Annotated in this window: 11 protein-coding genes and 1 riboswitch; of the genes, 2 read left to right on the top strand and 9 right to left on the bottom strand. The window is 51.0% G+C overall.

Annotation, left to right across the window (positions count from 1 at the left end; translation table 11 throughout):
* Positions 1-193 precede the first annotated feature (193 nt).
* The 5 genes from FE845_RS09825 to FE845_RS09805 form a co-directional block, all read right to left on the bottom strand.
* Entirely contained in the window at positions 194-580 is a 387-nt protein-coding gene (locus tag FE845_RS09825) for a VOC family protein (RefSeq protein ID WP_199448974.1), read from the bottom strand.
* A 535-nt stretch (positions 581-1,115) separates the two neighbouring features.
* On the bottom strand, positions 1,116-1,580 hold the full coding sequence (locus tag FE845_RS09820) for a hypothetical protein (protein WP_200363924.1): 465 nt from the start codon (positions 1,578-1,580) through the stop codon (positions 1,116-1,118).
* A 70-nt stretch (positions 1,581-1,650) separates the two neighbouring features.
* Positions 1,651-2,439, bottom strand: coding sequence for an SIR2 family NAD-dependent protein deacylase (locus tag FE845_RS09815; RefSeq protein WP_200363922.1), 789 nt, complete (start codon positions 2,437-2,439; stop codon positions 1,651-1,653).
* Positions 2,439-2,993, bottom strand: coding sequence for a non-canonical purine NTP pyrophosphatase (locus tag FE845_RS09810; protein ID WP_200363920.1), 555 nt, complete (start codon positions 2,991-2,993; stop codon positions 2,439-2,441). Before FE845_RS09810 ends, FE845_RS09815 begins: the two co-directional genes overlap by 1 nt.
* On the bottom strand, positions 2,983-3,969 hold the full coding sequence (locus FE845_RS09805) for a hypothetical protein (protein ID WP_200363918.1): 987 nt from the start codon (positions 3,967-3,969) through the stop codon (positions 2,983-2,985). Before FE845_RS09805 ends, FE845_RS09810 begins: the two co-directional genes overlap by 11 nt.
* A 248-nt stretch (positions 3,970-4,217) precedes the next feature.
* Here FE845_RS09805 and FE845_RS09800 point away from each other — a divergent pair, with 248 nt between their 5' ends.
* On the top strand, positions 4,218-5,177 hold the full coding sequence (locus tag FE845_RS09800; protein WP_200363916.1) for an integron integrase: 960 nt from the start codon (positions 4,218-4,220) through the stop codon (positions 5,175-5,177).
* A gap of 4 nt (positions 5,178-5,181) precedes the next feature.
* Here the strand turns inward: FE845_RS09800 and FE845_RS09795 are convergent, their stop codons facing one another.
* From FE845_RS09795 to FE845_RS09785, 3 genes are all read right to left on the bottom strand, one after another.
* The gene (locus FE845_RS09795) at positions 5,182-6,246 is read right to left on the bottom strand and encodes a hypothetical protein (RefSeq protein WP_200363914.1); all 1,065 of its coding nucleotides are present in this window, start codon (positions 6,244-6,246) and stop codon (positions 5,182-5,184) included.
* 73 nt (positions 6,247-6,319) lie between these two features.
* The gene (locus FE845_RS09790) at positions 6,320-7,378 is read right to left on the bottom strand and encodes a ribonucleotide-diphosphate reductase subunit beta (protein WP_200363911.1); all 1,059 of its coding nucleotides are present in this window, start codon (positions 7,376-7,378) and stop codon (positions 6,320-6,322) included.
* Positions 7,379-7,515: 137 nt separating this feature from the next.
* Entirely contained in the window at positions 7,516-10,284 is a 2,769-nt protein-coding gene (locus FE845_RS09785) for a ribonucleoside-diphosphate reductase subunit alpha (protein WP_200363909.1), read from the bottom strand.
* A 142-nt stretch (positions 10,285-10,426) separates the two neighbouring features.
* A riboswitch (cobalamin riboswitch) is annotated at positions 10,427-10,624 on the bottom strand.
* Between the two features lie 80 nt (positions 10,625-10,704).
* Here FE845_RS09785 and FE845_RS09780 point away from each other — a divergent pair.
* Positions 10,705-11,442 (top strand): DUF3047 domain-containing protein, encoded by a 738-nt coding sequence (locus FE845_RS09780; protein ID WP_200363907.1) that lies wholly within the window; start codon positions 10,705-10,707, stop codon positions 11,440-11,442.
* Between the two features lie 9 nt (positions 11,443-11,451).
* Here the strand turns inward: FE845_RS09780 and FE845_RS09775 are convergent, their stop codons facing one another.
* Complete coding sequence (locus tag FE845_RS09775) at positions 11,452-12,216, bottom strand: substrate-binding periplasmic protein (RefSeq protein WP_247113273.1); 765 nt, start codon at positions 12,214-12,216, stop codon at positions 11,452-11,454.
* Between the last annotated feature and the right edge of the window lie 68 nt (positions 12,217-12,284).

The raw sequence follows: 12,284 nt of genomic DNA, 5'->3' as shown, positions 1-12,284 counted from the left end.
ACACCACGCCAAATTTGCGGGCCTTGGCAACCGCACCATGTTGTCGGATTTACTGCCGGTTCTCGGCCAAGGCCATCAGCACCCAGCCACCAAAAAAGTACCAAGCACTACCAGCTAACGCCAATATTAAGCGGCGCCCGACTAGGGCGTCCGGTGGACGGCCGCCAGGCCGGGAACGAACTTGAATGACTGGTTATGTTGCGGTTCCGTACGACGAAACCTCGATCAAATTTTGATCGGGATCTCTGAAGTAAAAGGATTGTATTGGCCCTACCGCCCCTGTGCGCGAAACAATGCCTTCTACGATTTGAACCTTTTTTTCTGAAACTCGATCGTAAGCCTCGTGGATAGGCAGATCGGTAATAAAACATACATCTGCCGAACCCGGCGTAGGAGTGCGAGCTTTTGGTTCAAACTCCTTACCCGATTGGTGCAGATTGATTTTCTGGGCACCAAATTTCAGCGCAACTCTTCCCTCACCAAAAATTTCCTGCTCCATACCGAGGACATCCGTATAAAAGCGAACCGTATCCTCTATGCTGCGAACAGTGAGTACAAAATGGTCAAGTCTCAAGATCACAACGAGGCTCTCCTAGCAACATAACGCTGAGCTTAGCGGCGCCACGACAGTGGCGTCCGGTGGACGGCCGTCAGGCCGGGAACGTACTACAGCGACTTGTTAGCTGGGGGCATCAATGAAGCTCGATCCTTGGCAACCAACATCGCAGCCTGCACCGCTGCCCTTGCACCAAATTCCACTGATGCACTGTGATAAAAACCACCGCCAGTGATGCGGCGAATGAACCTGAGCGTCAGAGTGGCAGGTAAGTAAGGAACCATTTACCGGCGGACAACCCCACGACCGGAACACTCACGTTACTACCAACACCGCTGACCGATTGAGCTGCCAGCAACACGCCAAATTTGCGGGCCTTGGCAACACCACCGCGCTACCAGATTTGCCACCCTTATTTCGGCCAAGGCCATTGGCACCCGGCCACCCCCAAAAGACCAAAGCACTACCAGCTAACGCTTGCAGCATGCGCGCCCACGGAATGGAGCCGAAGGCGCAATGTAGTGGGTGTCGCCGTGCCTGCACTTGTTAGAAGCTGCCATCACTCTATCCGTTTAACGCGCTCCCATTCTCTCTTAAGAATTGCTTGAGAGAGCGGAACGAGTTCCCTGACGGCTCTTGCCCCAGCTGCCGCATCCTTCGGTGCGTTCGCTTCGCGGTCACGCAGCGACTTAGTGATGTCACTCAGCAACTGAACCAGTCGCTGATGATCTGCTTCCTCAGGATTGATCATCAGCCGAATTTTTGAGACCAGAAATGAAAGCCGTTCCATCTTTTCCTCAAATTCACCTTGAGGCCGCCGTGACCAATCGGCTAAATGGATAAGCCCGCTGATAGACATACACTCAGCGATCAGTTCACGGAGAGTATTTATCCAAGTTTGACGATTTGTAGCAAGTACAGCTACGTGACTTTGCTTTCGCGCTGACCATAGTGCAACCAGAGGGCCGAGCAAAACTGCGCATAAAGCCGTAAATGCTGAGATAACAGCGATCGTGTCAGCCATAATACCTTCTAACGCCCGCGTAATAGGCGCGAGCTTGCGAGTGTCCTAATTGACGCGTTTGTTAGCTGCATTACTGGAACTTCGATAGAAACTCTAATAATGCTTTTTGCGGATCATTTTCCTTTGAGGTAAGCATTTTTATACCCCATTGTTCTAATATTGTTTCTTGAATCGGGTTTGGTCTATGTGTAAAGACATAAGACTTGGGCTGAACCCCACCTCCATTATTAGATTTCCATAATTTGGCCAGCTTGTAAAAAAGAAATCTAAGATTCACATCAGTTAGACTGTATCCAATAAATAGGACGGATTTCCCAAGAACATCTGATCTAAGTTTAATATCTAAAGGGGTTTCAAATTCTAAGCGCTCATAGTAACTTGATTCGTCTAATACGATAGTGTCATCGTTATCAAAGTCACCATGGAATTTTATCACTTGAGTTACACCGTCTTTGATCTTGGCAATATCGGCTACGCCCGCAATTTTTGTGTATTTCTTTTCATATAGTTCATATGATTTTTCTAGCCATCGATCATAATTCGTAGTGTAAACCATTGGGAATTTCGAATTTGCGATAAGCTTATGTATCTCTGATCCTTGCAAATCTACATTGGCAGAATGCCAATTTGTATCCATCCAGCTTCTAAGAGGGCCAATGCTACCTGTTTTCACTCTGTAGTATTCAGCTAAGGCTAAACTATCGCCAAAAGACTTGTATATTTCAGGGTCATATCCTAACTCGTCTGCAATATGATTTATTAGTTCTGACCATGTCGGAAGGCCAAGGTTTTTGGATACGCCTGCACCCACAAAAAGTATGACATTTCTTTCTCGATAAGACGCAATAAGGTCATCCATTACAGAATCTCCGAAACAAGAAATTCTCTAAAATTGTCAAAAGCTAATTTTCGCATAGATATCTCATTCTTCTTTTCGCCCATTTCAGCGAATGTCTCTTGAAAGCCCTTTGGTATAAAGACACAGTCCCACTGAAAATCTTGATTACCTCTTGGCTCGGGAGCAATGTTTCCTTCTACAGCCCCTTCAAACGTATAAACTTTTTTGGCGTCACAGAATGCAATGATAGTTTTTGCAGTTAGCGCCGTATTTTCTAACCCTCCAAATAGTTCAGAGAACTTTTCTGCCTTTAATTTATCCCAGAACACTTGGGTTAGGCCGCCAGGAAATCCTTGTAAGCTGTCAATATATAACCCTGTATGCTCGACAAAAACAGGGCGTCCAACTTTACTGAACGCCTTTAAAACTTTATCCCTTACAATATGATTAACATCTTCTGTCTGTATTTCATGAATTGTTAAAGGGGCGTGGACTATTGAGACACCAATATTTCCCAGAATGGCTTCCACCTCTTGAGCTTTATGAGGATTCTTTGTAACGAAGTTAATTTCCATACAACCCCCTAATAAAACTATATTTTTTTTGATTGGTATACATGTCGCGTAAATGCTGTAATGAATTTGTCTCACGATAAAATTCTAAATAGTCATCAGTAAGGGTCGATGAATGTATTGAAGGATTGTCAGAACATATAACAAACGGAACTTTATGATCAATGAAGTCAATAACAGGGTGAGACTCATTTTCATTAACTGCATTAGTTAGCCTGTTACTAATGGGGCAAACCTCTATACATATATTTCGATCTTTCAACAAATTCATTACCTCAACTGATTTTGATGCAGCAGTTCCGTGACCAATTCTGTCAGCGCCAAACTCATTGACTGCACTAATTATATTTTCAACTCTTCCAGTTTCTCCCGCATGAATTGTCACTTTAAGTCCATACTTATCTTTTGCATGCAAAAAAAGTGAACCTATTTCAATTGGGGATGTAATCTCTTCATTACCCGCTAAATCAAGCCCAACCACAGTATTCGGCCTGCCTAGTTTTTCATATGCACCTAAAAGAGCTCGCAAGTGCGCTTGAGCGTAATCACCTCTAGAAACTGTTAAAATCAATCCTGCTTTTATTTTGTGCCTTTCAGATGCCTCTTCAACTTCAGATACAACCCAGTACAATGCTTCATCTACCGAAATATTATTTAACAAAGCCAAGTAAATGACACTATTACGAATCTCAACAAATGTAATATTCTGAGACTTCAAATTTAGAAAAGCACTTTCCACAATCACCCTAAGGTTGTTCTTACTCTTAGGTATAAGTCGTAACGCCTGCCAAGGTTTCAAGTATGAGGCCAAAGAGTTAGCGGGTAGTGATATATTCAAATCTCTTTCCAAATTAAACCCGGAAGGTAGTTCAGATTTATCTCTTATCAATAAGCTTCGAATAACATCAGTACTCACCAATCCATTTAAATGAACGTGAAGCTCGCCTTTTTTCATTAACTGAATTTCATTTTTATTCATCGGTAATCACTTGGAATTCGAATAATTCAGAGCAGCTAACAGCAATTGGACTGATGCCTCAGTGATTGCAGAAATTTGACCGTTGCTTGATTACGGACTTTTCGAATTCAAGTACACCAATCAAAAACCCATAAAACAAAAGCTTAGCTCAGTTTTTATCGTTCTACTACGTAATCATTTGACTTCTGTGATCCACGCCAACAATAATACTGTTCAAATATACAGTCATGTCTGGCAAGGAGCCCAAGATGCAAGGAAAGCAGCCCCGCCTTCGCGATCAAGTACGTGCCGTTATTCGCGTTAACCATTACAGCGTCCGTACCGAGAAAACCTATTGGTATTGGATTCGTTATTTCATTCGTTTCCACCAAATGAAGCATCCGCGGGATATGGGGCCGTCAGAGGTTAACGAGTTTTTGACCTGGCTCGCTGTGCATCGCAATGTTGCCGCAGCAACTCAGACACAGGCGTTGAATTCTTTGGTATTTTTATACGACAAAGTGTTGGGGACACCACTTGGTGACGTTGGTAACGTTATCCGTTCCAAGAAACCCCGTAAGTTACCCGTAGTGCTTACCCATGATGAGGCAATGCGAATCATCAACCACCTTGGGCAGCCCAATAAGCTTATTGCCTCGCTGATGTACGGCTCTGGCCTTCGGGTCACGGAAGCCTGTCGGCTCCGGATCAAGGATCTGGATTTTCAGCAGCAAGTGATTACGGTTCGTGATGGCAAAGGCGCAAAAGACAGAACTACCCTTTTACCTGCCACATTGATTGAGCCACTGCAAAACCATGCCGAGAATATCCGCAAAGCCTGGCAGCATCGCAGCGAGGATTATTTACACCCGGTCAGCTTACCCTTCGCACTTGCCCGCAAGTATCCCGCTGCAGGCCGTTCGTTAGAGTGGCAATGGCTTTTTTCTTCGCCGGTATTGAGTACAGATAATCTGGGCAATGTGTCGCGCCACCACCGTCATATTTCATCTGTTCAACGTTCGGTGCGCAGCGCAGCAAAGGCGGTCGGAATTCATAAACGCGCAGGCTGCCATACCTTCCGTCACACCTTTGCCACCGAGCTACTCAAGCGCGGCAATGATATCCGCACTGTGCAGGATTTGCTTGGCCATGCGGATCTGCGAACCACGCAAATTTACACCCATGTGCTAGGGCAAGGATTTGCTGGGGTTCGCAGCCCTCTCGGGTAGACGCTTAATCATCCAGAGGGTCCTCACGGCTTAGCCGTTCCAAATCTTCAAGGGCCCCATCAGACATCACAATTTTTCGTTTTTTGCTTGGCTCAATATCTGGCGGTACATAGTTTTTCTGTATGTCGAGGTACTGCTCTTCAATAAAACGCAAAGCACTTTTTGTCTCGCGCTCGATCAGATCTTCAATTGTTTTGCTGTGGCCCTTTATTGCATGCACGTCAGCCAGAAATGTCCGCCAGCGGATGCTACGCATGGCTTTTTCGTTGTGGATAACGAAGTTGACGTTGACTTCACCGGGCACAATCGATTGATCCCGCATGATATAGGCGGATGAAGGGTCGTGCACAAGTGTTTTATGAAGGGCTAGCTCCGCGTCCTGCTGGTATTGGTACCAACGCCGTCTCAGTTCCTCAAGCCGCGGCTCTTTGCCGTGGGCATCCAGCTGGTAGTCCCACAGAAAGCCGCCTTTTCTCGCTTCGCCATGATTCGGGCCTTCCACGTAAGAGGATGGAATCAGTTCGTCCAGATAGTCGTCACCAGCATCAGCTACTTGGGATATCACGCAGCTTCCCGTGGAATAGAGATTTCCGTAGACGAACTCATCATCCATCACCAGCCGTATCCAGAGTGGATGATGAAGCGGAAAATAGCCGGGGCTTACATAGTCTTTCAGGTCTTTGTGCCGCCATTCTTCCTGAAACAGGAAGTCGTCAAAATCGTAGTCGTAAAGGGTGTCGAAATTGAGCAGCGATACACCCTCCTTCAAAGACTCGTTCAAAAAAAGGAAGTCGTCGCCCATACCACTGGTGAGAAGACCTGCGGGGTTGATTTCATTGAGTTGATGCATGCTGAGTTCACGCCAGATATCTGCGGCCTTTGCGGCTGTGCAGTCTATACCCAGAATCTGCTTCAACAACACCTGCTGCATGCGGCATCGTGCTTCCTCGCCCGCCGTGGCCCTGAATTGCTCCTGTTCTTCCTCTGTCCAGCTGAAGTATTCCGGGCTGCCAGCCATCAAAGCTCGCTTGGCGGCAGCGCGGATATTGCTTGTAATTGTCAGTGTCATTGTGGGCTCCCTTCCCAGCATTCATAACCATTCAAAGTGTAGCACCAGAAAGGGAGCAGGTTTCACCCGGTCCTCACCACTCCAACTGCGCCCCGGTCTGGTACTCAATCACCCTTGTTTCAAAGAAGTTCTTTTCTTTGCGCATGGTGGCTTGTTCTTCCAGCCAGGGTGATACGTTTTTCGCACCCGGGAACGGCTCTTCCAGGCCTACGGTGCGGGCTCTTCGGTTGGCTATGAAACGGAATTGTTCGGTGTGGTATTCCGCGGAGTAGCCAAGGATGGGGTCCCGCAGGATGTAGTTGGCGTAGTCGCTTTCGGCGGCTTCGGATTCATCCCACATTTCACGCACGGCTTTGGGGTCGAAGCTGATGTTTTCTTCTTCCAGTATCTGGTTCACCACTTTCAGGCCGAAGGCGAAGTGCATGGCTTCGTCGCGCAGTATGTATTGGAACTGCTCGCCCGTGCCGCGCATCAAGCCACGGCGTTGCAAGGCGAAGATGGGGCTGAAGCCGTTGTAGAACCAGCAACCTTCAAACACCGCTGCAAAGAACAGGTACGACATGATGAATTCTTGCAGGTCGTCTTTGTTCCGCAGGTTCAAATCGGAGCGCATGGCGGCGTCCAGGCGGCGGTTTGCCATCTGGATTTTGGCGTTTATTTGCGGCACCACGCGGTAGCGGTTGTAGATTTCGCTCTGGTCGAGGTTCAGGGTTTCAATGCAGTGCTGGTAGGTCCAGGTGTGCAATGCCTCTTCGTATACCTGGCGCGCCTGGTAAATTTGCAGTTCCGGCGCGGTCATTTTTTCCATCACGGCAAGACCGATGTTGCGCATGGCCAGTATGTCGGAGGTGGTGAGGTAGGCCACCACGTTTTCGAACACGTGCTTTTCCGCCGGGTTCAGGCGGTGGTGGTAGTCGTGAACGTCTTGCGCCATGTTCACGTCCAGCGGGGTCCAGTGGTTTTTGTTGGCGTTCATGAAGAACTCCCAAGCCCAGGGGTACTTGAAGGGGGCCAACTGGTTTACGTCGGTTTCGCCGTTGATCACGCGTTTGTCGTCTACGTTCACCGGGGCCACGCTGCTGTCTGCAGCGGGCTGGCTTTTGGGTTTGGTTTCGTCGTCCCAGTTCAGCATGGGTGGTGTCCTCTTAGTGTTAAGCCTGCAATTTTGGTGCGGTTCTTCGAGTTGAGGGGCTGCCGCTTCCCCCTCTCCCTAGCCCTCTCCCGCAGGGGGAGAGGGGATGTATGGTGCTGGCCTGATAAGTTATTGCTTTACTGACAAGCCTCACAATCAGGTTCATCAATGCTGCATACTTGTGGTTGCGGTGCGGCCACGGGGGCATCCTGCTGGTTCACGCCGGTCGCACCCAGCGAGCGCAGGTAGTAGGTGGTTTTCAAGCCACGTTCCCAGGCCAGCTGGTAGAGTTCATCCAGTTTTTTACCGCTGGGCTCGGCCATGTAGAGGTTCAGGCTCTGGGCCTGATCCAGCCACTTCTGGCGGCGGGAGGCGGCTTCCACCAGCCAACGGGCGTCGATCTCAAACGCGGTGGCGTAACGGGATTTCAGTTCGGTGGGTATGCGTTCGATTTGCTGCACGCTGCCGTCGAAATATTTGAGGTCATTCACCATCACGTTGTCCCACAAGCCAACCGCCTTGAGGTCGCGCACCAGTGATGGGTTCACCACGGTGAATTCGCCAGAGAGGTTCGATTTCACAAACAGGTTTTGGTACGCCGGCTCGATGGATTGCGACACGCCCACAATGTTGGAAATGGTAGCCGTCGGTGCAATGGCCATCACGTTGCTGTTGCGCATGCCGTGCTGGGCGATGAGTTCGCGCACCGGCGCCCAGTCCAGACGGCTGTCGGTGTTCACGCTGATGTCGCCTTCCCGGCGGGCGTTTTTCAGCAATTCGATGGAGTCGATGGGCAGAATGCCCTGGCTCCACAGGGAACCTTCGTAGCTTTCATAGGCGCCCCGCTCGGCCGCCAACTGGGCGGAGGCGCGAATGGCGAAGTAACTCAGCTGCTCCATGGCCACATCGGCGAACTCCACCGCTTGCGGGCTGGTGTACGGTAGGCCCAGTGCGTACAGCGCGTCCTGAAAGCCCATCAGGCCAAGGCCCACCGGGCGGTGCTTCAGGTTGGAGTTACGCGCTTGCGGCACAGCGTAGAAGTTGATGTCGATAACGTTATCGAGCATGCGCACGGCGGTGTTTACGGTGCGCTCTAGGCGCTGCACATCCAGCTCGCCGTTGCTGATGTGAGCGGCGAGGTTCACCGAGCCCAGGTTACACACCGCAATTTCATCGGCGCTGGTGTTCAGGGTGATTTCGGTACACAGGTTGGAGCTGTGTACCACGCCCTTGTGCTGCTGCGGCGAGCGCAGGTTGCAGGGGTCTTTGAAGGTGATCCACGGGTGGCCGGTTTCAAACAGTACGGCCAGCATTTTGCGCCACAGCTGTTTGGCCGGGATGGTTTTGAACAACTCGATTTTGCCTTCCGCGGCCAGCGCTTCGTAGTGCTCGTAGCGTTCGCGGAATTCGTTGCCGTATAGGTCGTGCAAGTCTGGCACATCGCTGGGGCTGAACAGGGTCCAATCGCGGTCTTGGCGCATACGCTCGACCAGCAAGTCCGGCACCCAGTTGGCGGTGTTCATATCATGGGTGCGGCGGCGTTCGTCACCGGTGTTTTTGCGCAGTTCCAGAAACTCTTCAATATCCAGGTGCCAGCTTTCCAGATAGGCACACACGGCGCCTTTGCGCTTTCCGCCCTGGTTTACAGCTACGGCGGTGTCGTTCACCACTTTCAAAAACGGCACGACGCCTTGGCTTTGGCCGTTGGTGCCCTTGATGCGGGAGCCCAGAGCACGCACGGGCGTCCAATCGTTGCCCAGTCCGCCTGCCCATTTGGAGAGCATGGCGTTGTCGCGAATGGCGCCGTAGATGTCTTCCAGATCGTCGCCCACGGTGGTGAGGTAGCAGGACGACAGCTGGGAATGACGGGTGCCGCTGTTGAACAGTGTGGGCGTGGAGGCCATGTAGTCGAACGAAGACAGCAGGTTATAGAACTCGATGGCGCGGCTGTTGGGCTCGTCATCACGCAGCGCTAAGCCCATGGCCACACGCATGAAGAATACTTGGGGCAGCTCCAAACGGTCGCCTTTCCAGTGCAGGAAGTAACGGTCGTAGAGGGTTTGCAGGCCGAGGAAGCCAAACTTCTGGTCGCGCTCGGGCTTGATCGCGGCACCCAGCTGTTCCAGATCGAATGCAGCCATGGCTTCATCCAACAGCTCGTAGCGAATACCGGCGTGAATAAAGGCACTTAGGGCCTGTGGATAAACGTCGGCGAGGCTCAGGCCGGTGTCGAGGTTCAGTGCGGTGACGCTTTCAAGGCGCAGTTGTTCCAGCAGCAAGCGGGCGGTCACAGCGCTGTAGTCTGGCTCCCGCTCGATGCGGCCGCGGGCCGTCATAATCAGAGCGCTCAGTACTTCGGCTTCGTCGATGCCGTTGTAGAGGTTGCGAATGGCTTCTTCCACCAAGGATTCGGTTTCAATACCTTCTAAACCGAGTGCTGCACTGTCCACTTGCTGCTTCATCAAGCCCAAATCCAGTGGTACGGTGCGGCCATCGGGCCGTTTTACCGTCAAGGTTGGGTGAGCTTCTACAGGCTCATGCTGTGCACGTTTGCGGGCATGTTCTTCGCGGTAGAGTACATAAGCGCGGGCCACCTTTTGTTCTTCTGCTCGCATCAGGGCCAGCTCTACTTGATCTTGTATGTCTTCGATGTGTACTCGGCCACCTGCTTTCAGGCGACGGCTGATGGCTTGTACAACTTGCTCGGTTACCCGGTGGACAGCGTCGTTGATACGGGCAGAGCCCGCAGCTTGATCGCCTTCAACAGCGAGGAAAGCCTTAGTAACCGCTACGCTGATTTTAGACGGGGTAAAATTGACCAGATTGCCGTTACGCTTGATTACCTGAAGGGTTTCGGTGGCGGATGACGATGAAGGTCGGGGCTCGGCGAGAGCGGTCGCAGACATGTGCTTTTCTCCTGAGTACGCGTTAAGTCCGTAACCTTCGCGTACGCAGGACAAACCAGCACAACAGCCTGTAGAGGCTGTTCTATGCATTGTTTGTTGCTGCTTACCTTGTAGGGCCTGAGTTGGCGCCTGAGTCGCGAAGGTACAGTATGTATTCCTTGGCTGGTCTTCGGACTCAGGGGCATGAACCTGTCGGTTCTGCCTTGCGTGGCGACTTCCCGGCTTGCGCCAGTGTCTTTGTGCCACGCTCGTTCCCCAATACCGCTGCGCGTCAGTTCCGGATTCTCACCGGATTCCCGAATACCATATTTGGTATTCAACCAAGGATTACGGCACTATATACGGGAAAATTTCGAGAAACAAGGCAACTTTACCGGCTCGCCGCCCTACCACAAACACACTGCAAAGTGGGACAATTTTATGCTGATCACCACCCGCGCTATTAGTTGGCTTGTTGTTACTCTAGCCAGCCTCGCCTCCCCGCATCTTCTGGCACAAGAGCCGCTGCTCCCTGCATTCTCCAAAATGACATCGCTGACAGACGGTTGGGAACCGCTGGAGTTCCCTGACATAGAAACACATTCCCGCTACGAACTGGTGCTTGAGAATGGTGTTCAGGTTATACAGGCCAACACCTCCGGGGGCGCGTCTGGCCTTATCACGCGGCTGGATGCAAAGCCAGAGAGCTCACCGATACTGAGCTGGCGCTGGAAGGTCTCCAATGTTTTTGAAAAGGGCAATGCCCGCACAAAACCCGGCGATGACTACCCTGCCCGGATTTACATCGCCTTCGAGTTTGAACCAGAGAAAGCTGGATTTTTTGAACGGGCCAAGCGCAAAACCGTAGCACTGCTCTTTGGTGCAGAGCTACCGGGCAATGCCTTGAACTACATTTGGGCAAACACTCTGCCGGAGGGCGAATTTATACCCAACCCCTATACCGACAAAACCATGATGATTGCCGTCAACTCTGGCAAAGAGAAAGCCGGGGAGTGGGTGAGTATAGAACGGGATATTGTTGCGGATTATCACCAAGCCTTTGGGGAAAGCCCTCCGCCCATTCGGGGTATTGCAATCATGTCGGATTCAGACAATACCGGCGAAGAGGCAACTGCTTGGTATGGCGATATCACTCTCACCCGCGCTGACCCCAACTAGAGCGCCCTCTTAACGGTGCTCTTCAGGAAATCCGGGGATAACGAAGCCTGCCTTGAACTCCCGAACGGGCGCCACCTCACCCCGGCTGAGAAGGCGTAGATAAGCATCGTCAAGCTCCTCCCGGAGCAGTGATGCTCTGGGGCTCGCCAGAGAATAAAGCCATGCTGAATAGCGTGATCGCAGTTCCGAACCACGAATTCTATGAGTGGGTTGTTGGCGCAGTATTTCCTCAGCCGGTTCAAGGTAATCCAACACATAATCTCCGCGCTTGAGCCTCAACATCTCAAGCGCTGCGCGATTATTAGGCGCCTCGGTTAACCGTATGCGATCAGATTTCTCGAGCCAAGAAAGCAGGCCTCCGTAGGTGTAGCCATTGATTACAATAACGGTTTTACCCTCAAGCTGATCAAAATGTGTCAACGGGGTCGAGTCCTCTAGGTGCCAGGCGTACAACTTAACCGGGTATACATTCACCCAGCTCTCTAGCACCTCACCCTGAAGCACCGGAACCCCGGAGAGACCAGGAAACAAATCAATCGCGCCGCTTTTTAAATACAGATAAGCCCGGCTTATAGGCAAGTAAATAAACTCGGGCTCATAGCCTGCTTCCTCAACAACTTTTCGAGTGAGCTCAATAAAATAGCCCGCAGGCTGGCCCTGTTCATTCTGGTATTCAATGGGAGGGAACTCGGTATAACCAATGCGCACTGCATTTCCGCCCGTATCAGCCAATACAGGCTTTGCGAGGACAACAAGCCCCCATAGCGCAAACACAATCACACGCCGAGCGAAAAAGTGCCGGATAGAAACCGAGGCACAGTGAGAACGCCAAATTTTTTGCA

The sequence above is a fragment of the Marinobacter sp. 1-4A genome (genome assembly GCF_016597725.1).
Lineage (GTDB): Bacteria > Pseudomonadota > Gammaproteobacteria > Pseudomonadales > Oleiphilaceae > Marinobacter.
Note: the sequence above shows the minus strand (reverse complement) of the source record. Positions and strands in the feature narration are given on the sequence as shown.

Excerpts from the sequence above, each read along its gene's own strand:
- FE845_RS09805 (WP_200363918.1), bottom strand. The coding sequence starts at position 3,969 with ATGAATAAAAATGAAATTCAGTTAATGAAAAAAGGCGAGCTTCACGTT.
- FE845_RS09780 (WP_200363907.1), top strand. The coding sequence starts at position 10,705 with ATGCTGATCACCACCCGCGCTATTAGTTGGCTTGTTGTTACTCTAGCC.
- FE845_RS09785 (WP_200363909.1), bottom strand. The coding sequence starts at position 10,284 with ATGTCTGCGACCGCTCTCGCCGAGCCCCGACCTTCATCGTCATCCGCC.
- FE845_RS09820 (WP_200363924.1), bottom strand. The coding sequence starts at position 1,580 with ATGGCTGACACGATCGCTGTTATCTCAGCATTTACGGCTTTATGCGCA.
- FE845_RS09815 (WP_200363922.1), bottom strand. The coding sequence starts at position 2,439 with ATGGATGACCTTATTGCGTCTTATCGAGAAAGAAATGTCATACTTTTT.
- FE845_RS09795 (WP_200363914.1), bottom strand. The coding sequence starts at position 6,246 with ATGACACTGACAATTACAAGCAATATCCGCGCTGCCGCCAAGCGAGCT.
- FE845_RS09810 (WP_200363920.1), bottom strand. The coding sequence starts at position 2,993 with ATGGAAATTAACTTCGTTACAAAGAATCCTCATAAAGCTCAAGAGGTG.
- FE845_RS09790 (WP_200363911.1), bottom strand. The coding sequence starts at position 7,378 with ATGCTGAACTGGGACGACGAAACCAAACCCAAAAGCCAGCCCGCTGCA.
- FE845_RS09800 (WP_200363916.1), top strand. The coding sequence starts at position 4,218 with ATGCAAGGAAAGCAGCCCCGCCTTCGCGATCAAGTACGTGCCGTTATT.